This is a genomic window from Actinomadura sp. CNU-125 (genome assembly GCF_001942465.1).
In the GTDB taxonomy this organism is placed as follows: Bacteria; Actinomycetota; Actinomycetes; order Streptosporangiales; family Streptosporangiaceae; genus Spirillospora.
In genome coordinates, this window is sequence record NZ_MKJY01000210.1 from 16,611 (window position 1) to 41,191 (window position 24,581).

25 protein-coding genes and 1 pseudogene are annotated in these 24,581 nt (G+C 71.9%); 19 read left to right on the forward strand and 7 right to left on the reverse strand.

Annotated features, from left to right (window positions below; all coding sequences use genetic code 11):
• Positions 1–7: 7 nt before the first annotated feature.
• A complete protein-coding gene (locus tag BJF79_RS23395) occupies positions 8–1,003 on the reverse strand; it encodes an ArsA-related P-loop ATPase (protein WP_083733745.1) in 996 nt (331 codons plus the stop codon).
• Between the two features lie 256 nt (positions 1,004–1,259).
• Here BJF79_RS23395 and BJF79_RS23400 point away from each other — a divergent pair, with 256 nt between their 5' ends.
• The 5 genes from BJF79_RS23400 to BJF79_RS23415 all read left to right on the forward strand — a co-directional run bounded on the left by BJF79_RS23400 (position 1,260) and on the right by BJF79_RS23415 (position 4,890).
• Positions 1,260–2,267, forward strand: coding sequence for a slipin family protein (locus BJF79_RS23400; RefSeq protein WP_083733747.1), 1,008 nt, complete (start codon positions 1,260–1,262; stop codon positions 2,265–2,267).
• A gap of 108 nt (positions 2,268–2,375) precedes the next feature.
• Positions 2,376–2,534, forward strand: a complete 159-nt coding sequence (locus tag BJF79_RS53630) for a DUF4177 domain-containing protein (protein ID WP_021591512.1) — start codon at positions 2,376–2,378, stop codon at positions 2,532–2,534.
• A 34-nt stretch (positions 2,535–2,568) separates the two neighbouring features.
• Positions 2,569–3,030 carry a RidA family protein gene (locus tag BJF79_RS23405; protein ID WP_075900505.1) on the forward strand — a complete coding sequence of 154 codons (462 nt, stop codon included), beginning with the start codon at positions 2,569–2,571 and terminating at the stop codon, positions 3,028–3,030.
• A gap of 128 nt (positions 3,031–3,158) precedes the next feature.
• Complete coding sequence (locus tag BJF79_RS23410; protein WP_083733731.1) at positions 3,159–4,007, forward strand: NUDIX hydrolase; 849 nt, start codon at positions 3,159–3,161, stop codon at positions 4,005–4,007.
• Positions 4,008–4,101: 94 nt separating this feature from the next.
• Complete coding sequence (locus BJF79_RS23415; RefSeq protein ID WP_075900457.1) at positions 4,102–4,890, forward strand: MBL fold metallo-hydrolase; 789 nt, start codon at positions 4,102–4,104, stop codon at positions 4,888–4,890.
• 35 nt (positions 4,891–4,925) lie between these two features.
• On the opposite strand, the gene BJF79_RS23420 is transcribed toward BJF79_RS23415, so the two are convergent.
• The gene (locus BJF79_RS23420) at positions 4,926–5,612 is read right to left on the reverse strand and encodes a Crp/Fnr family transcriptional regulator (RefSeq protein WP_262402461.1); all 687 of its coding nucleotides are present in this window, start codon (positions 5,610–5,612) and stop codon (positions 4,926–4,928) included.
• Between the two features lie 433 nt (positions 5,613–6,045).
• Between BJF79_RS23420 and nth the strand changes: the two genes are divergently transcribed.
• From nth to BJF79_RS23435, 3 genes are all read left to right on the forward strand, one after another.
• Positions 6,046–6,702, forward strand: a complete 657-nt coding sequence (gene nth, locus BJF79_RS23425) for an endonuclease III (RefSeq protein ID WP_262402462.1) — start codon at positions 6,046–6,048, stop codon at positions 6,700–6,702.
• Between the two features lie 136 nt (positions 6,703–6,838).
• On the forward strand, positions 6,839–7,435 hold the full coding sequence (locus tag BJF79_RS23430) for an NUDIX hydrolase (RefSeq protein ID WP_075900511.1): 597 nt from the start codon (positions 6,839–6,841) through the stop codon (positions 7,433–7,435).
• A 197-nt stretch (positions 7,436–7,632) separates the two neighbouring features.
• Positions 7,633–8,814: a MarP family serine protease gene (locus BJF79_RS23435; RefSeq protein ID WP_075900461.1), complete on the forward strand. Its 1,182-nt coding sequence runs from the start codon at positions 7,633–7,635 to the stop codon at positions 8,812–8,814.
• A gap of 35 nt (positions 8,815–8,849) precedes the next feature.
• On the opposite strand, the gene BJF79_RS23440 is transcribed toward BJF79_RS23435, so the two are convergent.
• The 5 genes and pseudogenes from BJF79_RS23440 to acs all read right to left on the reverse strand — a co-directional run bounded on the left by BJF79_RS23440 (position 8,850) and on the right by acs (position 14,538).
• A complete protein-coding gene (locus BJF79_RS23440; RefSeq protein ID WP_075900463.1) occupies positions 8,850–9,299 on the reverse strand; it encodes a DUF309 domain-containing protein in 450 nt (149 codons plus the stop codon).
• Between the two features lie 15 nt (positions 9,300–9,314).
• Positions 9,315–10,239: pseudogene (locus BJF79_RS23445) on the reverse strand (alpha/beta fold hydrolase).
• A 27-nt stretch (positions 10,240–10,266) separates the two neighbouring features.
• On the reverse strand, positions 10,267–10,701 hold the full coding sequence (locus BJF79_RS23450) for a phage holin family protein (RefSeq protein ID WP_075900465.1): 435 nt from the start codon (positions 10,699–10,701) through the stop codon (positions 10,267–10,269).
• A gap of 96 nt (positions 10,702–10,797) precedes the next feature.
• A complete protein-coding gene (nhaA, locus tag BJF79_RS23455; RefSeq protein WP_075900467.1) occupies positions 10,798–12,048 on the reverse strand; it encodes a Na+/H+ antiporter NhaA in 1,251 nt (416 codons plus the stop codon).
• 525 nt (positions 12,049–12,573) lie between these two features.
• Entirely contained in the window at positions 12,574–14,538 is a 1,965-nt protein-coding gene (gene acs, locus BJF79_RS23460; protein ID WP_075900469.1) for an acetate--CoA ligase, read from the reverse strand.
• A 274-nt stretch (positions 14,539–14,812) separates the two neighbouring features.
• Between acs and BJF79_RS23465 the strand changes: the two genes are divergently transcribed.
• The 11 genes from BJF79_RS23465 to BJF79_RS23515 all read left to right on the forward strand — a co-directional run bounded on the left by BJF79_RS23465 (position 14,813) and on the right by BJF79_RS23515 (position 24,520).
• Entirely contained in the window at positions 14,813–15,604 is a 792-nt protein-coding gene (locus BJF79_RS23465; RefSeq protein WP_075900471.1) for an oxidoreductase, read from the forward strand.
• A 58-nt stretch (positions 15,605–15,662) separates the two neighbouring features.
• On the forward strand, positions 15,663–16,277 hold the full coding sequence (locus tag BJF79_RS23470; RefSeq protein ID WP_075900473.1) for a pentapeptide repeat-containing protein: 615 nt from the start codon (positions 15,663–15,665) through the stop codon (positions 16,275–16,277).
• A gap of 1,026 nt (positions 16,278–17,303) precedes the next feature.
• Complete coding sequence (gene ssd, locus BJF79_RS23475) at positions 17,304–18,251, forward strand: septum site-determining protein Ssd (RefSeq protein ID WP_262402468.1); 948 nt, start codon at positions 17,304–17,306, stop codon at positions 18,249–18,251.
• Between the two features lie 316 nt (positions 18,252–18,567).
• Entirely contained in the window at positions 18,568–19,719 is a 1,152-nt protein-coding gene (locus tag BJF79_RS23480) for a TadA family conjugal transfer-associated ATPase (protein ID WP_075900475.1), read from the forward strand.
• A gap of 194 nt (positions 19,720–19,913) precedes the next feature.
• The gene (locus tag BJF79_RS23485) at positions 19,914–20,399 is read left to right on the forward strand and encodes a type II secretion system F family protein (protein WP_262402463.1); all 486 of its coding nucleotides are present in this window, start codon (positions 19,914–19,916) and stop codon (positions 20,397–20,399) included.
• A gap of 132 nt (positions 20,400–20,531) precedes the next feature.
• Positions 20,532–21,182 (forward strand): type II secretion system F family protein, encoded by a 651-nt coding sequence (locus BJF79_RS23490; protein WP_262402464.1) that lies wholly within the window; start codon positions 20,532–20,534, stop codon positions 21,180–21,182.
• Between the two features lie 25 nt (positions 21,183–21,207).
• Complete coding sequence (locus tag BJF79_RS23495; RefSeq protein ID WP_075900479.1) at positions 21,208–21,384, forward strand: DUF4244 domain-containing protein; 177 nt, start codon at positions 21,208–21,210, stop codon at positions 21,382–21,384.
• An 11-nt stretch (positions 21,385–21,395) separates the two neighbouring features.
• Positions 21,396–21,983 carry a TadE family type IV pilus minor pilin gene (locus BJF79_RS23500; RefSeq protein WP_083733751.1) on the forward strand — a complete coding sequence of 196 codons (588 nt, stop codon included), beginning with the start codon at positions 21,396–21,398 and terminating at the stop codon, positions 21,981–21,983.
• 35 nt (positions 21,984–22,018) lie between these two features.
• Positions 22,019–22,585, forward strand: coding sequence for an Rv3654c family TadE-like protein (locus BJF79_RS67180; RefSeq protein ID WP_410050128.1), 567 nt, complete (start codon positions 22,019–22,021; stop codon positions 22,583–22,585).
• A gap of 276 nt (positions 22,586–22,861) precedes the next feature.
• Positions 22,862–24,070 (forward strand): hypothetical protein, encoded by a 1,209-nt coding sequence (locus BJF79_RS23510; protein ID WP_143220110.1) that lies wholly within the window; start codon positions 22,862–22,864, stop codon positions 24,068–24,070.
• Positions 24,071–24,148: 78 nt separating this feature from the next.
• A complete protein-coding gene (locus BJF79_RS23515; protein ID WP_075900487.1) occupies positions 24,149–24,520 on the forward strand; it encodes a hypothetical protein in 372 nt (123 codons plus the stop codon).
• The last annotated feature ends 61 nt before the right edge of the window (positions 24,521–24,581 follow it).

Genomic DNA, 24,581 nt, shown 5'->3' on the forward strand with positions numbered 1-24,581 from the left:
AGGCCTCTCACGCCGCGCCCTGCTCGCGCAGCGCCGCCGCCAGGTCGTACAGCCCGGCCAGGTCCATGCCGTCCGAAAGCAGCGGGAGCGTGTAGCGGGGCCGGTCGATGGACTCCAGGCGCTCCTTCTCGCGGCGCTGCAGGGCGGTGCGGCGGGCGTGGTCGCCGGCCTCGGCGGCCAGCACCTCGGCGATCGGCTCGGCGTCGCGTTCCAGCCCGGCGGCCTTCACGCCCCGGACGATCTCGTCGGTGTCGAGTTCGCCGGACGCGGCGCGGGCGCGGTCGTCCTCGGACAGGACGGGCGCGTGCTCCATGTTCACGATCACCGCGCCGACCGAGAGGCCGACCTCGGCGAGGTCGTTCATGCCGTCCATCGTCTCCTGGACGGGCATTTCCTCCAGGAGCGTGACGAAGTGGACGGCCGTTTCGGGGCTGCGCACGACCTTCATGACGGTGTCGGCGTGGTTGCGGACGGGCCCGACCTTCGCGAGCCCGGACACCTCGTCGTTGACGTTGAGGAACTTGGTGATGCGGCCGGTGGGCGGGGCGTCCATGACGACGGCGTCGTAGATGAACGATCCGTCCTTGTTGCGGCGCCGCACCGACTCGCTCGTCTTGCCGGTGAGGATGACGTCGCGCAGGCCGGGGGCGATGGTGGTGACGAAGTCGACGATGCCGAGCCGCGTCATCGCCTTCCCGGCGCGTTTGAGGTTGTAGAACATCTCGAGGTACTCGATGAGCGCCTCTTCGGTGTCGACGGCGAGCGCGTAGACGTCCCCGCCGCCGGGGGCGACGGCGACCCGGCGCTCCTCGTAGGGCAGCGGCGGGCAGTCGAAGAGCTGGGCGATGCCCTGGCGGCCCTCCACCTCGACGAGGAGGACCCGGCGGCCCTCGGCGGCCAGCGCCAGGGCGAGTGCGGCGGCGACGGTGGTCTTGCCGGTGCCGCCCTTCCCGGTGACCACATGGAGGCGCACGCCGTCCCAGTCGGTGTCTCTCGCGCTCACCCGATCGACCATATCGTTCACCCGGCGAGGACTTTAGAGGCCGTCGGGTCTCATGCAAGTGATCCCTGACACGATGTGCCCCCTGCCCAGGTTTCGCGCGTGGACCGTTGTGTTCCGGCCTGCCCGCGGGGTTAGCTGGGAAACGTGATAGCGGCTCCTGGGCCGGCCTATCCGAACCGGTTCGTTCGCGGCCGGTGGGTTCGGACGACGTCGCCGGGCACCCGGGGGACGGCCCCGCGTGAGAAAGGTGCCCGAGATGGAAGCACTCATCCTCATCATCCTGTTGGGCATCGTCGTGGTCGGCTTCATGGTCGCGGGCTCGGCGGTCCGGGTGGTGCAGCAGTACGAACACGGCATCGTGTTCCGGTTCGGGCAGGTGCAACGCGGCGGGCAGTTGCGGCCGGGCGCGGTGCGCGAGCCGGGTCTGACCGCGATCGTCCCGGTGGTCGAGCGGATGCAGAAGGTCAGCCGGCAGACGATCACGATGGACGTGCCCGCGCAGGAAGGCATCACCGAGGACAACGTGAGCGTCCGCGTGGACGCCGTCGTCTACTTCCGGGTGATCGACCCGGTGAAGGCGATCGTGAACGTCCAGAACTACGGCTACGCGGTGTCGCAGGTCGCGCAGACGTCCCTGCGGTCGGTCATCGGCCAGGCGGACATGCAGGAGCTGCTGGGCGAACGGCAAAAGATCAACACCCGGCTGCGGGGGATCATCGACGAGATCACCCAGGACCCGTGGGGCATCCTCATCGAGCGGGTCGAGATCAAGGACGTGTCGCTGCCCGAGGGCATGAAGCGGTCGATGGCGCGGCAGGCGGAGGCGGAGCGGGAGCGGCGTGCGCGGATCATCGCCGCGGACGGCGAGTTCCAGGCGTCCAAGCGCCTCGCCGCCGCCGCGGAGATCATGTCGCAGGACCCGGCGGCCCTCCAGCTGCGGCTGCTGCAGACGGTGGTGGACGTGTCGGCCGAGAAGAACAGCACGCTGATCATGCCGCTGCCGGTGGAGGTCCTGCGGTTCTTCGACAAGATGACCGGCGACACGAAGAAGGCCCCCACCGAGACCGCCGAGGACAAGCCGGCGCTCGGCGAGCGGCTCGCGAAGGCGGAGGAGGAACTGGCCAAGGCGGCCGACACGTCCCCGGCGCTGGAGTCGCCCGAGGACGTCCCGCCGGTGATCGGCCTGGACCGGCCGGGACGGTCGCAGGCCGCGGCGCCCGCCCAGCGGCCGGACGAGCGGCCGGAGGAGCCGCCGCGCGACTGAGCCACCGGTGAGGGCCGCACGTACGGGCCGCACGTACGGGCCGTCAATGGTCCATGTCGCGGTGGGTTCGGACGGCCGGTGGCCGGGCCGATCGCTAGGGTGAATCCCATGAAGAAGTGGGAGTACGCGACCGTTCCGCTGCTGGTGCACGCGACCAAGCAGATTCTCGATAACTGGGGCCAGGACGGGTGGGAGCTCGTCACCGTGCTGCCGGGCCCGAACCCGGAGAACCTGGTGGCCTACTTCAAGCGGGAAGTGCAGTCCTAGGCCCGTTCGCGGGCGAGTCGAGGAGGGAGTGGCGATGAGCACACCCGAGGAGCGGATCGTCGAACTCGGGCTGGAGCTGCCGGACGTCGTGCCGCCGGTCGCGTCGTACGTGCCGACGGCGCGGACGGGCGCGCTCGTCTACACGGCCGGGCAGATCCCGCTGGTCAAGGGCGAACTGGGCGTCACCGGGAAGGTCGGCGCGGAGGTGAGCGCGCAGGAGGCGAAGGCGCAGGCGCGGATCTGCGCGCTGAACGCGATCGCGGCGCTCAAGGCCGAGGTGGGCGAACTGTCGCGCGTCGCACGGATCGTGAAGGTCGTCGGGTTCGTCGCGTCCGCTCCGGACTTCTACGGCCAGCCGGACGTGGTCAACGGTGCGAGCGACCTGCTCGCCGAGGTGTTCGGCGAGGCCGGACGGCACGCGCGCAGCGCCGTCGGCGTCGCGGCCCTGCCCCGGAACGTTCCCGTCGAGGTCGAGCTGATCGCCGAAGTCGCCTGACCGGCGCCCGTGCCGGGGCGGCGGCGGAGAATGTCGCTCTCCTCACCCGGACGCTGACCCGGGGTTGACGGAACGGCATTCGGTATGTCCGAATTGGCCGCCATGAGGACCACACGGCCGGCGAGGCGATGGTGAACGGGCTGAAGCTGCCCGCGGAGTTCGTGGGACGCATCGAGGACATGGGCGCCGGACGGGCGGAGCCGCCGCCCGCGCGGGACGCGGCGACGGTCGTCGTGCTGCGCGACCACGACCGGCACGGGCTGCAGGCGTTCATGCTGCGGCGTGTGCGGTCGATGGCGTTCGCCCCCGGCGCGTACGTGTTCCCGGGCGGGTCGGTCGATCCGCGCGACGGTGAGGCGACGCTCGCGTGGTCGGGGCCGTCGCCGGCCGAGTGGGGGGCGGCGTTCGGCGCGGGCGAGACGGTCGCGCGGGAGCTGGTGTGCGCCGCGGTCCGCGAGACGTTCGAGGAGACGCTCGTGCTGCTCGCGGGCCCGACGGCGGAGACGGTCGTCGACGACACGCGCGGGGACGCGTGGGAGAAGGACCGGCAGGCGCTGCTGGATCGTTCCCAGTCGTTCGGCGGGTTCCTCGACCGGCGCGGGCTGGTGCTCCGCTCCGACCTGCTGCGCCCGTGGGCGCACTGGATCACCCCGAAGGTCGAGCCGAAACGCTACGACACCCGGTTTTTCGTGGCCGCGATCCCGGAGGGGCAGCGCGCGCGCGACGTCAGTACTGAGGCGGACCAGGTGACGTGGGTGCGTCCGGCTGAGGCGGCGGAGCGCGCGTGGGCCGGTGAGCTGGCGATGCTGCCGCCGACGCTGGCGACGCTGACCGAACTGGCCGAGTACGAGACGGTCGCGGACGTCCTGGCCGCGCGCCGCGAGGTCGTCGCGTACGAGCCGACCGCGGAGATCGTGGACGGGGAGGCGTGGCTGGTGCTGCCCGAGGACGTCGCGCACTTCTACCCGACCGGGTGACGGCCGCGGTGGCGGGGTCGATGGTTTCCGGGGTGTCGGCGGCGCGGCGGAGCCCGGCCGGTCGTCCGGAATCGGCCTCGGGCAGGATGGCCCCATGACCGAGATCGACGGGATGGGCACCGATCGGGCGTTCTGCGTGCTGGCGCCGAATCCGTCCGCGATGACCCTGGACGGCACGAATACGTGGATCATCGCGGAACCGGACGCCGATGAGGTCGTCGTGATCGACCCGGGCCCGGAGGACGATCGGCATCTGCGGCGCGTCGCGGACACGATCGCGTCCCGCGGGCAGCGGGCCGGGCTCGTCCTGCTCACGCACGGCCATCCGGACCACTCCGCCGGGGCGGAGCGGTTCGTGGAGCTGGCGGGCGGCGGGGCGAAGGTGCGGGCGCTGGACCCGCGGTACCGGCTCGGTGACGAGGGGATCGTCGACGGCGACGTCGTCACGACCGGCGGGGTCGAGCTGCGGGTGCTGGAGACGCCCGGGCACAGCGACGACTCGCTGACGTTCTGGCTGCCCGCGGACCGGGCCGTCCTGACCGGCGACACGGTCCTCGGCTACGGGACGACGGTCCTGGAGGGCAGACTCGGGGACTACCTGAGCTCGCTCGACCGGCTGCGGAAGTTCTCCGCGGAACAGGACGCGGCGACGATCCTGCCCGGGCACGGCCCGAAGCTGGACGATCCGCTGGCGGCGCTCGACCACTACATCGACCATCGCCGGGAGCGGCTCGCGCAGGTCGAGGCGGCCGTGGCGGGGGGCGCCGGGACGGCGCGCGAGGTCGTGGAGATCGTGTACGCCGACGTCGACGAGGCGCTGTGGCCGGCGGCGGAATGGTCCGTCCAGTCGCAGCTCGACTACCTGAACGAGCGGCGGCCCTGACACGACCGGCCGGTCGCCTCGGACCGGCGGCCGGGTCACTTGGAGCGCTTGCGCAGCCGCTCGATGTCGAGGATGACCACGGCACGGGCCTCGATCCGCAGCCAGTTGCGCTGCGCGAAGTCGGCCAGGGCCTTGTTGACGGTCTCCCGGGAGGCGCCGACGAGCTGCGCCAGCTCCTCCTGCGTGAGGTCGTGGTGCACGTGCAGGCCGGACTCCGACGGCTGCCCGAAGCGCTCGGCGAGGTCCAGCAGGGCCTTGGCGACACGGCCGGGGACGTCGGTGAACACCAGGTCGGCCATGACGTCGTTGGTCTTGCGGAGCCGCTGGGCCAGCGCGCGCAGCAGCTGCACGGCGACCTCGGCGTGCCCGGTCAGCCAGGGCCGCAGCTGGTCGTGGCCGAGCCCGGCCAGCCGGCACTCGGTCACCGCGATGGCGCTGGCGGTGCGCGGGCGGGGGTCGAACAGCGAGAGCTCGCCGAACATCTCGCTCGGGCCGAGGACGCTCAGGAGGTTCTCCCGGCCGTCCGGCGCCGTGCGGGTCAGCTTGATCTTCCCCTCCACGACGACGTACAGGCGGTCGCCCGTCTCGCCCTCGTTGAACAGCGTCTGGCCGCGGGCCAGCCGCACTTCGGTCACATTGGCGCGCAGCGCCTTGGCCCCCTGCTCATCGAGTGCCTCGAAGAGCGGGGCTCTGCTCAGAACGTCCACGTCGCGGTCGGTCACGCTTCTCCTCCTCGAAACACCAACATGCATAGTGTGACGTACGTCCCACCGCGTACGTGAAGGCAGGGCCGCGGCGCGCCGTAACGCGGGGTCGTCACTTCGCGGATCGTCGGCACGACCCTGTCGGTCCACGCACGTCCCGAGGGCCGGCCGTCGTGCGTCGAGACCGAGAGCCCGCAGGTCGCAGTGGACCCTGCCCAGTGTACGGACACCCGGGTGAATGCCATCACACCGGTCTCATCGCCCATAAACGGGCGCGCGGGTGGCGCCCGTCCTGCCGCTCTTCCCACCGTCCGGGGCCTACCCTGGCGGCATGGCGACGAAAGCGGCCCGGCCCTCGGACGGACGGTCCTCCGGCGGCCCCGCCGCCCGGCCCCGGCGCGCCGGGCGCAGACCGGAGACGCGCCTCGGGCTGGTGCGCCGGGCGCGGCGGATGAACAGGATCCTCACGGAAACCTACCCGGACGCGCACTGTGAGCTGAACTTCGGGACACCCTTTCAGCTCCTGGTCGCCACGGTCCTGTCCGCCCAGACCACCGACAAGCGGGTGAATCTGACCACTCCTGAGCTCTTCGCCAAATATCCGACGCCCGAGGATCTCGCCGCGGCCGATCCCGAGGACGTCGAGGCGGTGCTGAAGCCCACGGGGTTCTTCCGCGCCAAGACCAAGTCGGTGATGGGCCTGTCCGCCGCCCTGGTCGAGCGTTTCGGCGGCGAGGTGCCCGGACGCCTGAACGACCTGGTCACGCTCCCCGGAGTCGGCCGCAAGACCGCGAACGTCGTGCTCGGCAACGCCTTCGACGTCCCCGGCATCACCGTCGACACGCACTTCGGGCGGCTCGTCCGCCGGTTCGCCTGGACGGACGAGACCGACCCCGACAAGGTCGAGCGGGCGATCGGGGAGCTGTTCCCCCGCAAGGACTGGACGATGCTGTCGCACCGGCTGATCTGGCACGGCCGCCGCATCTGCCACGCGCGCCGCCCCGCCTGCGGCGCCTGCCCCCTCGCGAGCCTGTGCCCGGCGTTCGGCGAGGGCCCGACGGACGTGGAGACGGCCGAGGCGCTCGTCAAGCCGGGCCCGTTCTCGTGAACCTTCCCCTTCACACAGGTGAGAGGGGGCCGGGAAGCAAACCGGCCGTCATGGAGTTGAGATCAACGTGACCGAGACCGCCTCCGGCCCCGCGTGCCCCGCGTGGCTCGACCGTTTCCGTGCGCAGGTGCCGCGGATGCCGGTGCCGCCGTCGTTCCGTCCGGCCCCGGACGCCCGCGCCGCCGCCGTGCTGATCCTGTTCGGCGAGGGCCCGGACGGTCCGGACGTCCTGCTCACCGAGCGGGCCGCGACACTCAACAAGCACGCCGGGCAGCCCGCGTTCCCCGGCGGCCGCATCGACCCCGAGGACGACGGCCCGGTCGCGGCGGCGCTGCGCGAGGCGTGGGAGGAGGCGGGCGTCGAACCGTCCGGTGTGGACGTGCTGTGCACGCTGCCGGAGCTGTACCTGTCGCGCAGCCTGCACCGCGTCACGCCGGTCGCCGGCTGGTGGCGCGAACCGTCCCAGATCGCCCCCGGCCACCCCGGCGAGGTCGCGACCGTCGCCCGCGTGCCGATCGACGAGCTCGTCGACCCGGCGAACCGGCTGACCGTCCGGCACCCGTCCGGGATGAAGCTCGGCCCCGCGTTCCGCGTCGGCGGGATGCTCGTGTGGGGGTTCACGGCGGGGCTGCTCGGCGAGGTGCTCGCGGCCGGCGGCTGGGAGCGTCCGTGGGACGCCGATCACGTCGAGGATCTGCCGCAGGAGGTCCTCGACCTGGCCTCGCGCGGCTGACCGGTCCGCGCGCGGAGCCGCCGCACGGCGCGTCCGCCGGTCTAACCGCAGGTCAGCGCGCCGGAGCCGGAACGGGCACGATCCGTGATCGTTCCGCATCGCCCCAGGCGGTCACCGGGGGCAGGGGAAACTGGTCCGGCGAGGGGACGTGAGAAGGTGACCTCGCGCTATACGGTGAAGCGGTGCTGGACGACCATATGCTCGATCTGATCCTCCTAGGGCTCGTCGTGCTGTTCGGCGTCTCGGGCTACCGGCAGGGTTTCATCGTGAGCCTGCTGAGCTTCGCGGGGTTCATCGGCGGCGGCATCGCCGGGGTGCTGATCGCGCCGCCGATCGCCGACTCGACCGTGGACGGCGCCGCGCAGCAGGTGCTGCTGGCCATCGTCATCGCGTTCCTGGCCGCGACGTTCGGGCAACTGATCGCGTCCTCGGCGGGGGCGCTGCTGCGCAACCGGGTCACCGGGTTGAACGCCCGGACGGCGGACGCGGTCGGCGGCACGTTCGTCAGCGCGCTGTCGCTGCTGATCGTCGCGTGGTTCTTCGGCAGCATGTTCGCGAACTCGCACTTCCAGTGGCTGCGCACCCAGGTCAAGGGCTCGACGATCATCAACGGGGTCGACGAGGTGATGCCCACCAAGGCGCACACCTGGTTCACCTCGTTCCAGGGATTCGTGAAGGACAGCGAGTTCCCGCAGGTGTTCAACGGGCTCGCCGGCGAGTCGGTGGTCGAGGTGCCGCCGCCGGACGACTCGGTCCTGGCGACCGGCGGGCTGCGGGACGCGCGCAACAGCATCGTCAAGATCGTCAGCACGGCGCCGCAGTGCCAGCGCCGCATCGAGGGCACCGGGTTCGTGTTCGCGCCCGACCACATCATGACGAACGCGCATGTCGTCGCGGGCGCGCGCGGGCAGTCGACCGTGGCGAACCGCTCGGGCGACACCGCGAAGGGCCGGGTCGTCCTGTACAACCCCAGCCGCGACATCGCCGTCCTGTACGTGCCGGGGCTGAACGCGCGTCCGCTGAAGTTCGAGCCGGAGGCCGAGGTGCGCGACAGCGCGATCATCGCGGGCTTCCCGAAGAACGAGCCGTTCAGCGCCAGCGCCGCCCGGATCCGGGCCCGGCAGACGGCCAGGGGGCCCGACATCTACCACTCCGGCCAGGTCAGCCGGGAGATCTACGCGATCCGCGGCAAGGTCGAGCCGGGCAATTCGGGCGGACCGCTGCTGTCGCCGGACGGGAGCGTCTACGGCGTCATCTTCGCGGCGGCGCTGGACACCCCCTCAACGGGCTACGCGCTCACCGCCGAGGAAGTCGCCGAGGACGCCCGCATGGGCGCGCGCGCCACCGAGCCTGTCTCGACCCAGAATTGCTCTGACTGACCCCACACCCCACTGAAACGGTGAGCCTCAAGGCCTCAAAGGGTGAGCTTGAGGTCGACCGGGCCTTCCTCAGGCGTGTCCACGAGCGTACGGACGCGCTGCACGACGCCTGGGACGTCGATCGCGTGCGGGGGGTCGGCGACGTACGGCTCCAGCCGGTCGGCGGCGCGGCTCAGCAGCGCCCGCGCGCCCCGCGCGTTGCCGCGCCGCATGTGCGTGACGCCCACGGCGACCTGGGCCAACCCCCGCCACAACTCCCGCTCCGGTTCGGGTGCGGCCTTCCAGGCGGCCTCCAGCACCTCGTGCGCGTGGAACGGACGGTCGGCGTCCAGGAGCCGCTGCGCCTCCCGCAGGGCCTCGGACGGCCGCATGGTGAGGTCGTCCGGCATCGTGGGGATGCCGGTGGCCCCGTGAGGCAGCGGACGCCCGTACGCGTCGCGGGGACGCGCGTTGCGCGGTCGTCCCGATTCGTCCCGATCCCGCATGTCTCTACCGTACGTTCAGCGGTCGGGTTCCGGGTCGGCGAGCCAGCCGAGCAGGTGCTTGTCGAACTCCTCGGGCCGCTCCTGGTGCGGGAAGTGCCCCGCCCCCTCGATGAGGCGCCACCTGTACGGGGCGGCCACATACTGCCCGGACCCCTGGGCGCTCTCCGGGAGCGTGCACTTGTCCAAAGCGCCGTGTAGCTGAAGCGTCGGCGCCTGTACTGGGGCGCGCATACGGTGCGCGTAGCGGATCCCGTCCGGACGGGCCTGTGACCGGATAAACCACCGGTGGTACTCAAGCGCGCTGTGCGCGACCCCCGGAATCTGCACTGCTCGCCGTACGAGCCGCTCTGTCTCCTCGTCCGGCCAGCCCGGCCCCGACCACTCGTGCAGCAGCCGACCGACGAGCGCGGCGTCGTCCCGTACCAGGCGGCGTTCGGGCAGGACCGGGACCTGGAAGCCGAACGTGTGCCGCGCCGCCCACCCCTGCTCGCGCGGGCTCTCCCGCACCGACCGCCGCAGCCGCAGCGGATGCGGGGCGCCGACGACCGCGAGCCGCTGCACGATCTTCGGGTGGTAGACCGCCATCGTCCAGGCCAGCAGCCCGCCCCAGTCGTGCCCGACCACGATCGCGCCCGCCTCGCCGAGGCGGCCGGACCAGCCCGGCGGCGTCCCCGGCCAGCGTCACCAGGTCGTACCCGCGCGGCGGCTTGTCGCTGCCGCCGTAGCCGCGCAGGTCGATCGCGGCCGCCCGGTAGCCCGCCGCGGGCAGCGATTCGAGCTGGTTGCGCCACGACCACCAGAACTCCGGGAAGCCGTGCAGCAGCAGGACGAGCGGCCCCTCCCCGGCCTCGGCGACATGGAACCGCGTTCCGCCCGCGCTGATCGCGCGGTGCGTCCACGGGCCGTCGACCTCGATCAGCGACCCTTCGTGCCCGGACATGGCCTGCCCCCTGCCTGCCTGCCCCGCTCAGTCCTTCAGTGCGGGGGTGTCGGAGTCGCCGCGATGCCGCAGCGCGCCGGGAGTGTCCTTGAGCGTGCGGCGTGTCCGCTTCGCGCCCTCGATCTTGCCGATGAGGCGCTTGGCGACCAGTCCCAGCACGAGGGCGAGCAGCAGGTACAGGCCGGCGACCACCAGGAACGCCGCCCAGGCCCAGCCGTTCCACCACTCGGCGAGGCCGAGCGCCAGGGCGATCGACAGCAGGATCACGATGATCCCACCGATCAGCGCGGCGATGACGAGCATCACACCACTGATCGCGCCCTTCTTCGCGTCCGACTTGAGCTCCATCTTGGCCAGCTCCATCTCCGCCCTGACCAGGTCGGATACGTTGCTGGACGCCAGCGCGACGAGCTCGCCGAGGGACTTGTCCCCGACCTGCTCGTCCGGCGTTGCCTCGGACATATCGCTGTTCTCCTTCCAGAGCCCCCGGCCGCCACCGCGTCCAGCCTGACAGCCGGACGGCACGTCCGGCCACCCGGTGTCACCGCGTCACCCCGGTCAGTCGGAGAGCTGCGCGCGGGCGCGCGTCCTCCTCCGGAAGACGACGGTGGCGGCCGCCGAGGCGAGCACGCTCGCGATCAGGACCGCAGTCGTCACTCTCTCCAATTGTGACGGGTCGGTATAGGCCAAACCGCCGATCAGCAGTGAAACGGTGAAACCCACCCCGGCGAGCATCGCGACCCCCGCGATCTCACGCCAGTGCAGATCCGCTCCGAGCGTGGCCAGACCGAACCGGACCGCCAGCCAGGCCCCGCCGAAGACCCCCACGAACTTACCGATCACCAAACCGGCGATCACGCCCAGGGCGATCCGATCGGTGAACACATCGCCCAGCGCGGACGCGCTCAGCGTCACGCCCGCCGACAGGAACGCGAACACCGGCACGGCGAACCCCGCCGAGAACGGGCGCAGGGCGTGGTCGGCCCGCTCGGCGTTCGTGGGCCGCCCGTCCGGCGACTCCTTCGGGCTGGTGAGCATCCCGAGCGCCACTCCGGCGACCGTCGCGTGCACACCGCTCTTGAACACGAAGTACCAGGCGAGGACGGCCAGCGGCACGTACACCCACGGGGACCGGACGCCGCGGAACTGCAGGAACCCGTACACCGCGATCAGTGCGACGCCGAGGCCGAGCCAGCCCCAATTCATCGTGTTCGTGTAGAACAGCGCGATGATCGTGATGGCGATCAGGTCGTCGACGACGGCGAGGGTCAGCAGGAACGCGCGCAGCGGCGCCGGGCACGCCGAGAACGTCACCGCGAGCACGGCGAGCGCGAACGCGATATCGGTCGCCGTCGGGATCGCCCAGCCCCGCGAGGCCCCGGATTCGCCCGCGCTGACCAGCAGGAAGATGAGCGCGGGGAGCACGACGCCCGCCGTGGCGGCGAGCACCGGCAGCGCGGCGTCGCGCGCTTTGCGCAACTCGCCGTGGGTGAGCTCTTCGCGGAGTTCCAGGCCGGCGAGGAAGAAGAAGACCGCCAGCAGCCCGCCGGACGCCCAGTGCGCCAGATCCATGTGCCCGATGTTCAGCCACGACGGGCTGAACTCGAAGTGCTGCAGGTCGTAGTACGCGTCCGACCAGGGGGTGTTGGCCCAGATGAGCGCGGCGGCCAGCAGCATGATGATGCCGCCGACCGTTTCCAGGCGCAGCGCGTGGGCGACCTGCCGGCCGTAGCGGACGGTCGGACGGAACGGCCAGACGGCGGCGACGGGACGGCGCGTGCGGCTGCGGGTGGCGGACGGGCGCGGCAAAAGGTACCCCCGGGGCGGTGGACGGCATGACGAAGAGCCGTCCCGCGGAATGTCACGGGTCGGACCCTGCCGACCAGACTTCCCGGCGCACCTGTCCTCCACCCTACCCGCAAGATCTCGCACCACCCGCGAACAAATCGTGCGAAATCGCCCACAATCGAGCATCGGTGGCTTCCGCCGCCGAACCCGTGGCCGCCGTGCCGAGGACTGGACGACCCGGACATGCAGGCCCCGCACAGGACGAGTCAGACGAACGGGACGCCCGGGACGCCCGGGACGGGCCTGTTCGCGAGCCTCGTCGAACGGGCGGCGCCGCAGAACCGGACGCGGCCGCCCGCCACAAGCAACCGCACACTGCGGAGCGGAGGCGCGGGGCCCCGCCGGGTGGGGCGTGCGTGCGCCGATCGATGTCGATCGGCGCACCGCTCGTCCGTCCGGTACGGGCCCCTCGGTCGTGCGGGGAGAGGCGCAGGTCCGGAGGGGGCGGCCCTCCGGACCTGCGAACGGTCTCCGGTCAGTCTCCGGTCAGTCTTCGGACTTGGCGCTCGGCAGCTTCTCGGAGATCAGGTCCATGACCGTGCTGTCGGCGAGCGTCGAGACGTCGCCGATGCTGCGGTTCTCCGCGACGTCCCGCAGCAGCCGCCGCATGATCTTGCCGGACCGGGTCTTCGGCAACTCCGGCACGATCATGATCTGCCGCGGCTTGGCGATCGGCCCGAGCGTCTTGGCCACATGGTCGCGCAGCTCCTTCAGGAAGTCGTCGCCCTCCACGTCGCCGCCCGCGCTGCCGCGCGGGATGACGAACGACACGATCGCCTGCCCGGTCAGCGGGTCGGTCGCGCCGACGACCGCCGCCTCCGCGACCTTCGGGTGCGACACCAGCGCCGACTCCACCTCGGTCGTCGAGATGTTGTGGCCCGACACCAGCATCACGTCGTCGACCCGGCCGAGCAGCCAGATGTCGCCGTCGTCGTCCTTCTTGGCGCCGTCGCCCGCGAAGTACAGGCCCTCGAACCGCGACCAGTACGTCTTCACGTACCGCTCGTCGTCGCCCCAGATCGTGCGGAGCATCGACGGCCACGGCTCCTTGACCACGAGGAACCCGCCGCCGCCGTTCGGCACCGGGGTGCCCTGGTCGTCGACGACGTCCGCGGCGATGCCCGGCAGCGGACGCATCGCCGCGCCCGGCTTGCCCTCGGTGACCCCCGGCAGCGGGCTGATCATGATGCTGCCGGTCTCGGTCTGCCACCAGGTGTCGACCACCGGGGCGCGGCTCGCGCCGATGTGCTCCCGGTACCAGACGTACGCCTCCGGGTTGATCGGCTCGCCCACGCTGCCGATCACCCGCAGCGACGACAGGTCGTGCTCCGCCGGGATGTCGTCGCCCCACTTCATGAACGTCCGGATCGCCGTCGGCGCCGTGTAGAACAGCGACACCTTGTACTTCGCGATGATCTCCCACCAGCGGCCCTGGTGGGGAGTGTCGGGCGTCCCCTCGTACATGACGCTCGTAGCGCCGTTCGCCAGCGGCCCGTACACGATGTAGGAGTGGCCGGTCACCCAGCCGATGTCGGCCGAGCACCAGTACACGTCCGTGTCCGGCTTCAGGTCGAACACCGCGTAATGCGTGTAGGCCGTCTGCGTCAGGTACCCGCCCGTGGTGTGCAGGATCCCCTTCGGCTTACCCGTCGTCCCCGACGTGTACAGGATGTAGAGCGGATGCTCGGCGTCGACCGGCTCGGGGGCGTGCTCGTCGCTCTGCCGCTCCACGATGTCGTGCCACCACACGTCCCGCTCGTGCGCCGCGATCTCCTGGCCCGTCCGCCGGACGACCAGGACGTGCTCGATCGACGGCGTGTCGGCGACGGCCTCGTCCACGGTCGACTTCAGCGCGGACGCCTTGCCGCGCCGGTACCCGCCGTCCGAGGTGATGACGATCTTCGCCTGCGCGTCGTCGATGCGGGTGCGCAGCGCGTCCGCGGAGAACCCGCCGAACACGACCGAGTGCGTCGCGCCGATCCGCGCGCACGCCAGCATCGAGATCGGCAGCTCGGGGATCATCGGCAGGTAGATCGCGACCCGGTCGCCCTTGCGGACGCCGAGTTCCAGCAGCGCGTTCGCGGCCTTGCTCACCTCACGCTGCAGGTCGGCGTAGGTGAGCGTGCGGGCGTCGCCCGGTTCGCCCTCCCAGTGGAAGGCGACCTTGCCGCCGTTGCCGGCTTCGACGTGCCGGTCGACGCAGTTGTACGCGACGTTCAGCTCGCCGCCCACGAACCACTTCGCGAACGGCGGGTTGCTCCAGTCGAGGACCTCGTCCCACGGCTTGGACCAGGACAGCCGCTCCGCCTGCCGGGCCCAGAAGCCCGGCCGGTCGGCCGCCTCCGCGTAGGCGTCGGCCTTCACGTTCGCCGACTCGGCGAGATCGGCCGGGGGGGCGAAACGCCGCGTCTCCTGCAAAAGGTTCGACAGTGTCTCTTGGCTCTGGCTCAACGCAGTACTCCTCGCTTGCTGAGACGGGTCGCCCGGTATGCCCACTCCACCAGGAAGGTCCCGCTCTCACAAGCCGTGCTTCCGTGTGTCGAGGCCGCGGTCGCCGGGAGCGCCCGCCCCGATGCTCGCTGTGACGATCGACACAACCCACCTTCCCAGGTGAACCGCGCCGGAACCGCACGACTCCCGCCTGTGGATAACTCCGTGAAAGTCCACGCCCGCGGACCCCCGGGCCGCTGCGTCGGCACCGGCGGCCACCGCATAAGGTCGGGCCGTGACCGATGCCCTAGCGCAAGTAGCGAACCTTCCCGGTGTGGCCGACGCCGTGGCCGACGCGCGGACCGCCGTCGACCGGCTGCTCGGTCACCGGATCCTGCGCCGCCGCAGCGCCGAGGTCTCCACGGAATCCGCACTGCGCGGCGCGCGCGCGACGGCCGTCCTCGAAGGCGCCGACGTCGCCCTCGAAGTTCTGCGCACCACCGATGACCCCGCCGACCCGATCGTCCACGGGGCCCTGCGCGTGTCCGCCGAACTGGGCTCGCTCGCCGAGACGTGGCGGCACGCGCCCCGGCAGGTCCTGGCGCGCCTGCACGTCCTGGCCGCGGCGGACGCGGTGGACGCCGCCGACCTCGGGCGTCCGCGCCCCGACGACCGTCCGGTCGAGGACGTCCTCAAGCTGGGCGACCCGCCGTCGGCCGCCGAGGTCGCCGCGCGGCTGGACGCGCTCAGCGGCCTGCTCACCGGGACGTCCAAGGCGCCGGCCCTCGTCGTCGCCGCGATCGTCCACGGCGAACTGCTCACCCTGCGCCCGTTCGGCTGGGGCGACGGCATCGTCGCCCGCGCCGCGCAGCGGCTCACGCTCATCGCGCGCGGCCTCGACCCCAAGTCGCTCGCCGCCCCCGAGGTCGGTCACCTGGAACTCGGCGCCGACTACGCGGACGCGCTGCGCGCCTACGCGTCCGGGACGCCGGAGGGCATGACGACCTGGATCCGGCACTGCTCGGCGGCCGTGGTGGCCGCGGCCCGCGACTCGCAGGCGATCTGCGAAGCCCTGATGCGCGGCTGACGCCCGTTCCGAGCGCTCGGGCGCCGGCGGTGTCGGCGGCGTATGTGAACCTGGCGGGATGGCAGATCGCAAGGACGGACGCCCGGCCCCGCCGACGGAGAGCACGATCGGCGGCGCCGATTGGGACTCGCGCGACCTGACCGGCGAGGAACACGAACGCGTCCTGTTCCTGGACGTGGACATGACCGAGGCCCACGGGACGGGTGCGAGTTTCGTCGACTGCACTTTCCGGGGCGTCCGCTTCAACGTCTCGGTTCACACCGACACCGCGTTCATCAACTGCACGTTCGTCCGTTGCGGTTTCTTCGACTCGACGTTCAACGGATGCAAACTGCTCGGCAGCATGTTCGACGGCTGTACCTACGACCTCATGAAGGTGCAGGGCGGCGACTGGTCGTTCACCGGTCTGCCGGGCGCCGACCTGCGCCGCGCGTCGTTCACGGACGTGCGCCTGCGGGAGGCGGATCTCACAGGTGCGCGTTGTGCCGGGGCGACCCTTCGCGGAGTGGATCTGTCCGGGGCCTGGCTTCGGGCGGCCGACCTGTCCCGCTGCGATCTACGTGGAAGCGACATTTCGACCGTTGACCCTCGGACGACCGAGATGAAGGGCGCGCGGATCGACCCGCACCAGGCCGTCGTGATCGCCGAATCGCTCGGTCTCGATGTCCGCTGAGGGGTGTTCCGGGGGTTCCGGAACACTCGTCTGAATCGTTCCCGAACGTGACGAGCGGCGCCTCGAGAAGAGACGCCGCCGTCGGTCACGTCACACCGGGTTATCAAGCGTGCACCTCGAATCCGTCGGATCGGGTCAAGCCCGTCTCGACGCGCCTCCCGCGGCTGGTCGCGCGTGGGTGCCCGGCTGCCGTGCCCGGACAGATGTCCGTACTTCTGGTGTACGCCCCATTTGCCCAGATGGCAAGGCCCATTCGGGAAAACGCCGACGACCCGCCTCGCGGGACGTCCGACCGGCCGCCGGGGCGGCTTCCGGTCGGCCCCCGCCATTTCGGGCTAACCGCAACTATCCCTCAAGTCCGAAATCGATCACGGACGGTGATGATTGCTTTTTGGTTGCGGCGCACGAACGATCTTTGCCGTTCCGGTACGCTCCCACTTCCGTCTCGTTGCGCGCCCACGCGCGCGTCGAGAGGGGCGAAGCGGTCGTCCTCGGTCGCCGGACGGTGTGATCGTTCTGACCAGATGAGAAAAAACGCCGTCTTGTGGGCGAGTTCGCGACTCGACGGAACTCTCGACGGTCGGGCAGCATATGTTGTATCCGCCTAGACTGGTGATGCGGCGACTTTGCCCGTCCTATAGGACGGGCTTGCGTCCGGTTTAGCCCGATCTCCCCAGAGTCTTTCTTGGGAAAGCGGACCGGCTCTACCCCCCCGGAGCCGGATCCGTTCGGCGACCCCCGCTCTCCCCCCCCGGCGGGGGTCGCCCAATCTCACGCGGGCGGGCGCGCGGCCACCCCTCGGCCGCGCCCGCCCGCGAAGTTATCCACAGGTTCGCGAAAGCGGGCGCTGCCGTCCGGCGCCGCCGCAAGGTGGAGACCTCCGAAGGAAGGAGTCTCCATGAACCTCGCGGCTTTGATCATCACCGGTGATCCCGGCACCGCCGACGCACTGCTCCGGCTCGCCGCCGCGGCCGACGCCCACGCCGAGGTCGCTCACGACGTCGGCGAGGCCCGTCCCGCGTGGACGTGGCCCGCGCTCGTCCTCGTGGGCGCCGTCGCCGCCGCGGACGTCGCGGCGAGCGGCCTGCCGCGCAGAGCGGGCGTCGTCCTGGTGACCGGCGCCGCCACCGCCGACCCCTACCGGATGGCGGTCCGGGCCGGAGCACAGGACGTCGCCGTCCTGCCCGACCACGAAGACTGGCTGATCGGCGCGTTCGCCACCGCCGCCGAACCCGACGCGAACAGAGCCGCCGTCGTCGGCGTCGTCGGGGCCCGCGGCGGTGCGGGCTCAGCGTCCTCGCCACCACCCTCGCCGTCACCGCCGCGGGCACCGGCCTGCGCACCCTCCTCGCCGACGCGGACCCCTTCGGCGGCGGCGTCGACCTCCTCCTCGGTCTCGAAGAGCACGAAGGCGTCCGCTGGCCCGACCTCGCCGAACGGCGCGGCCGGCTCGGCGCCGACGCCCTGCGCGAGACCCTCCCCGGCGACGGCGACCTGTCCGTCCTGTCCTGGCGGCGCGGCGAACCCGTCCCGCTCACCGGGGAGGCGGTGACGTCCCTGTTCGAGGCTGCGCTCCGCGGCTTCGACCTCGTCGTCGCCGACGTCCCCCGCTACCCCGGCGAGCTCGGCCGCGCCGCGCTGCGCGCCGCCGACGTCACCTACCTGCTCGTCCCGGCCGAGGTCCGCGCCACGGTGGCCGCCGACGGCCTCGCCGCCGCGCTCCGCCGCGAGACCACCGACCTGCGCCTGGTCGTCCAGGGCCCGTCGCCCGGCGGCCTGACCTCCGACGACGTCGTCAGAGCCCTCGGCCTCCCGTCCGCGGGCGCCTTCGACCGCGACCGGCGCCTACCGGCCGCCCTCGACGAGGGCGAACTCGCCGCCGTGACCCGCCGCGGCCCCCTGACCGACTTCTGCCGCCGCCTCCTGGACGACCTCTCCCTGCAGCCCTGCGCCTACCAGGAGGAAGCCGCATGAACAAGCAAAACGAACCCGCACCACCCCGGCCGTCCGCACCGAGCCCGTCCCATACCCCAAGCAGACCAAGCCCCTCAGGCACAGCCACCCGCCCATCGGACGCTCCAGGCGTCTCGGGCGGTCCGCGCCTCAGGGCACCTCTGAACCCGCCGAGCAACTCAGGATCGCCGGGCGACCGAGCGGCACGCGCAATCGGACGGAATCGGCGGCGGACGTCCGACCGGGAGGCGGCAGTCATGGACCGTCGTCGCGGACGCCCCATCGAGCATCTCGCGCACAGCGGCCGGACGCGGCACGTGCAGAAAGGCAGTACGGCATGACAAGGCTTTCCGACGCCGTCCGCGGGCGCCTCGCCGACACCGGCGCCGAACCCACGGCCGGTCGCGTGGCCGCCGCCCTCCGGGCAGAGGAGCGGCTCCTCGGCGACCGGGAGGTCCTCGCCCTCACCGACGAGCTGCGCGCGGAGTTCGTCGGCGCCGGTCCCCTCGAACCGCTGTTGCGTTCCCCGGACGTCACCGACGTGCTCGTCAACGGGCCCGACGAGGTCTGGGCCGACGCGGGCGGCGGGCTCGTCCGCACCGACGTCCGCTTCCCCGGCGAGCCCGCCCTCCGCCGCCTCGCGCAGCGGCTCACCGCCGCGGCGGGCCGCCGCCTGGACGACGCCGCGCCCTACGCCGACGCCCGGCTGCCCGGCGGCGTCCGGCTGCACGCCGTCCTGCCGCCCATCGCGCCCGGAGGCACCTGCCTGTCCTTACGCCTCCCCCGGCGGCGGGCGTTCACCCTCGACGAGCTCGTCGACACCGAGACCGTCCCGCCCGAGGGAGCCGCCCTCCTGGCCGCCGTCATGGCCGCCCGCGCCGCCTTCCTCATCACGGGCGGCACCGGAACAGGCAAGACGACGCTGCTCAGCACCCTGCTCGGTTCGGCCGACCCGTCCGAGAGGCTCCTCCTGGTCGAAGACTCCGCCGAACTCCGCCCCGACCATCCGCACGTCGTCCGTCTGGAGGCCCGGCCGCCGAACATGGAGGGCGCCGGAGGCGTCACCCTGAACGATCTGGTCCGCCAAGCCCTCCGCATGCGTCCCGACCGCCTAGTGGTGGGCGAGGTAAGGGGCCCCGAGGTCGTCGTTCTTCTGCAAGCGCTCAACACGGGCCACGAAGGAGGGTGCGGCACTCTGCACGCCAACACCCCCGCCGACGTCCCGGCCCGCCTCGAGGCGCTCGCCTGCGCCGCCGGGCTCACCCGCGAGGCCGTCCACAGCCAACTCGCCGCCGCCCTCGACATCGTCGTCCACCTCGCCCGAGGCCCCTCCGGCGTCCGCCGCGTCGCGCAGGTGAGCCTTCTCCAGCGTGCGCCCGACGGACTCGTCGCCGTCCACCCCGCCGTCTCGTTCGGCGCCTGCGGCGAGACCGAACACCATCCCGGCGCCGCCGCTCTGGCGGCGCGCCTGTACCCGCACTGGACATGACGGCCGAACTGGCGGCCCTGTGCGTCTCGGCCGCCATCTGGACGTTACTGGCACCGCCACGAGCCGCCCACCGCGTGCGGAGCGTCCTGAGACCCCGCGAAGCCCGCACCGGCCCGACCCGTTTGGAGGCCCTCAAAGACCGCCGAACCCAACCCCGCCGATGGCGAGCATCGGTAATCGAACTCTGCGACGGCATGGCCGCCGAACTGGCCGCCGGCAGAGGCCCCGAGGACGCCTTCACGGCATCCGCCGCAGTCCTCGACCCGCCCATCTCGAAGGAGTTGCTCGAATGCCGCGACCTGACCGCCTCGGCGAAGAACCCCGGCGCCGAGGGCCTGCGCCTTCTCGACGCGTGCCTGCGAGTCGGCTCCGAACGCGGCGGCACGCTCGCGACCGTCCTGGACGGCCTCGCCGCCGCACTCCGCGACGAGGAGGCCCAGCGCCAGGAGGTCTCCGTCCAGCTCGCGGGCCCCCGTGCCACCGCCCGACTGCTCGCCGTGCTCCCCCTCCTCGGGATCGGCATGGCGGCCGCCCTCGGCGCGCATCCGCTGTCGTTCCTCTGCGGCTCGCTCCCGGGCCTCGCCTGCCTGATCACCGGTGCCGCCCTCGACTTGGCGGGCGTCTACTGGACGACGCGTTTGGCCAGAGCCGCCGAGACGCCCCGACCCACAGGACCTTGAGTGATCACCGCGTTGGCCGCCGTGCTCTGCGCGACGGCGGCAATTCACATTTACACAAGACGAAGTAAGACCACCCGAAGGCTCACAAAATGCTTCCGCACTCCGAAACAAAGCACCCGCTCGCGAGACGAGTTGCTCCGCCGAACCGCGACGGCCGCCGCGGGCGGCCTACCCGTCCTCATGTTCGGCTTCCCTCTCGGACTCCTGATCGGTCCCGCTGCCGCCGCGGCCGTCTGGTACTCGTTCACCCGGCTGGCCGATGCCGAGCGCGTCCGCCGCCGGGCCCGCCTCGTCGCCGACCTGCCCGTGGCCGTGGACCTGCTCGCGGCCTGCCTGCGCGGCGGCACCCCGTGGCAGGACGCGGTGACGCGGTCGCGGACGCGTCGCGGCCCCCTCGGCGAGGAACTCGAACGGGTGTCGGTGCAGATCCGTCTCGGCGCCGACCCGGCCGCCGCGTGGCTGGCCCTCACGGAGGAGCCGACCCTCGCGCCCTTGGCGCGCGCCGCCGTCCGGGCCACCTCGGCGGCGGCGCGCTCGCCCCGTCCCTCGCCCGGCTGGCCCGGGACCAGCGGCGGGTGGCCCGCACCGCCGCGGCGGCACGGGCACGGGCCGCGGGCATCCGTGTCCTCGCCCCGCTCGGCCTGTGCTTCCTGCCCGCGTTCGTCTTGCTCGGCGTCGTACCCGCCGTCGCGGGCATCGCCTCGACGATCCTCGTCCACACTCCGTGAGTTATCCACAACCCAGAGTTCGTGCAACGGACTCGACTTCCATCCCGGAACCTGAAGACAACCGAACGAAGGAGACCCCCATGAAGGTGATGCAGCGATGGAAGAACAAGGACGCGGGCATGTCCACCGCGGAGTACGCCGTGGGCACGATCGCCGCAGCGGCCTTCGCGGGGCTGCTCTTCAAGATCGTCACAAGCTCGGAGGTGCAGGAAATGCTGTTATCGATCGTGGAGCGAGCCCTCCAACTCGTCGAGTGAGGGACCGGGGCATGGCCACGGCGGAGATCGCCTTGGCCCTCCCCGCCCTGGTCCTGATCACGGCGATCGTGCTGTGGGGGATGACGGCCGTCTCGACCAGGCTCACGTGCAACGACGCCGCCCGAACCGGCGCGCGTGCCGCGGCCAGAGGCGAGTCTCTGGCCGCGGTCCGTGAACTGGTCGTCAAGGCCTTGCCCGAAGGCGCCACGGTGAAGGTCACCCGCGACGAGGCCATCGTCCACGTGGACGTGTCCGTCCCGGTCGAACCCCCGGCCGCAGCCAACCTCCCGGCTCTGGTCGTCCAAGCCCACGCAACAGCCGCCACCGAACCCGGCGCCACCGGAACGGACGCCGCCGGACCGGGTGCCACCGGGTCGGATGCGGCCGGGCCGTGTGCCGCCGGACCGGGTGCCACCGGGTCGGATGCGGCCGGGCCGTGTGCCGCCGGACCGGGTGCCTGCTGGGTCGGATGCGGCCGGGCCGGGTGCGTCGGACCGGGTGCCGCCGGGCCGGGTGCCGCTGGGTCGGATACCGCCGGACAGAACGCAACCGGGTCAGACGCCGCCGGGGTGGATGCTGCTGGAAGGGTGCGTCGCTGAACCGGGTGCAGTCGGGCCGAACGCCGCTGAGGTGGATGCGGCTGGGCTCCTGGCAGTGCGTGCTGAGCCGGGTGTGGGCGGGCCGAACGGCGCCCAGGTGGATACCGCCGGGTGGCTGTGGCCGGGGGTGGGTCGTTGGTCTGGGCTTGCCGGAGGGGGCTGCCGGGACGGTGCTGTGTGGGCGATTTCGGAGCGGGGCGTCGTTGAGGTGGGGCTGGAGAGGGGGGTGTGGGGTGGTGCGAGGTGGTGATCGGGGGACGGGGAGTTTGTGGGTGGTGGCGTTCATGGCGGTGATCTGGGTGGGGGGCGTGGCGGCCATGGCGGCGGGCGGGGTGCGGGCGGCGCGGCATCGGGGGGATGCGGCGCCGATCTCGCGGCGCTGCGCGGGGGCCTCTCACGTGGCGGAAGGGGGTGCGGCGGCCTGCCGGTGGGCGCGGGAGATCGCGGGAGAGTCGGGGGCGACGCTGGAGAGATGCACGGTGCGAGGGGAGGTGGTGGACGTGCGGGTGGTGGTGCGAGTGCGGGGACCAGGGAAGATCGGTGATCTGCGGATCGTTTCGCGGGCCAGGGCTGGTCCTGTGGGAGATATGGGCGTAACCTGACGCGACGCAGTTCGTTGAACTGAACGTCAATAGGTCGCGCCCGGAGCCACTGTCGTCTCTTTCGTCACCCATCTGTGACTTTTATTACCGGCTGGTACGTTACGCTGCCGTAGGCCCCCGCTCATCACTCGGCACAGTGAGCCCCGCGACCAGGACGCAGTCGAAGGGATTGACGCCGTGACCATCATTCGCAGGATCGGTGCGATCGCGCTTGCGACCCCTCTTGCGATGAGCATCCCGGTCATCGCCGCGCCCCCGGCCTCCGCGGAGACGGCGGTGATCGCTCCCAAGGCCGGCTCCGTCATCACCAGCGGGACGGAGCTCACCGCCACGGCCAACGCCGATTTCCGGGCCGCCAAGGTCGAACTGCGGGTCAGCGGGCCCGGCGGCGACGCGCTGCTGGACGAGCAGACCTTCGCCGAAGGCGAGCTGACGGGGACGTTCCCGATCACGCAGAACGGGAGCTACAAGGTCTACCTGGGCCACTTCAGCGGGGAACTCGCGGCGAGCGAGTTCACCGTGAAGGTGCCCCCGGCGACGCCCACGGGGCTGTCCGCCGACGTGTCCGGCGAGAAGCTCGTCGTGAAGTGGGCCATGGGCAAGGAGGCCGGGCTGGAGGGCTACACGCTCACCGGTTCGGGTGTGAAGCCCTCGTCCGGGTCGGTGGGTGCCTTCTGCAGCGGGAGCGAGTGCTCCGCGAGCCTGCCGATGACCAAGGAGAGCGGCACCTTCGCGGTGGAGCTCCGGGCCAAGCGGTCGGACGGTGTCGGCGGCTCGGTGTACTCGGAGGCGGCGACCGCGAGCGATGTGGTGGCGGCGGCGAACGTTCCGTCGGCCGGTAGCGGGTCGACGTCGCTGCCGGTGACCGGATCGGCGCCGAGCACGGCGCCGCTGACGCCGTTCAACGAGCAGTCGCCGATCACGCTGCCGTCCGTCCAGCCCGAGGGTGCGCCCCCCGGCATGGTCTACCCGGCGCCGGAGATCGCGCAGGACACGCCGGTCGCGCAGAACGTCGCGGCGACCGATCGGCTGCAGTGGGGCCAGAGCCTCGGGATCGCGCTGGTCCTGTTGGTCGTCGCGGCGCATCTGGGCACGTGGACGCGGAGCCTGCGCGTCGCCTCGGTCGCCACGAGCTCTCGCGGGACGGCCGCGCGGATCGCGCGCGGCGGCACCGGGCGCAAGCGGGTCACCAAGGCGCGTGAGCACATCGCGCGTGCCGAGGCCGTTGCCAAGACCGGTCCGGCGAAGCCGAAGGTCGATGGCGCGAAGGTCGGTGGCCCGAAGGCTGACGGCGCGAAGGCCGGCGGCCCGAAGGCCGATGGTGCGAAGGCGGCCTCGCAAGGAGGAGCGACGAAGACGGTGACGATGCCGAAGGCTTCGGCGTCCAGGGCCGGGCGGGCGCCCGCCCGGAAGGGCGCCGAGAGCAAGGGACGGCGTCGGCCCGCGGGTGTCGAGGTGCGGGTGGCCAGGTCACGGCGCAAGTGATCGTGAGGGGTGGCGACCGGATTGTCCGCGGTCTAGGCTGCGGTGCCAGTCGGACTCCCGGAGAGGAGAACCTCCCGCATGATCTTCCTGGGGCTGGTCCTGGTGCTGGCCGCCGTGCTCGCGGCGGTGGCGGTGGTGCTGGACAACACCGGCGAAGCCGGGCTGACGGCGTTCGGTGACGCGATTCCCGGGGTGACCGAGGAATGGCACGTGTTCATGGCCGGGGCCGTGGTCGCCGTGGTGTTCATGGCCGGGGTGATGGTGGCGGCGCTCGGGTTCAAGCACACGATCGAGATGCGCAGGGAACTGCGAGACCTTCGGGACGAGCGCGAGGAGTCCCTGCAGACGCTCGAGATGGAGCGACGGAAGCTGCAGCAGGCGCTGGCCCAGGCGCGCCGGGGCATGGGCGGCGACGAACCGTCCGTTCCGGCCCAGCGCGTCGCCCCGTAGCCGCCCTGTAGCGGGCCGGGACCTTTGTGGCGGTGGTCTTGTGGTTCCGCAGGGCGGTCGT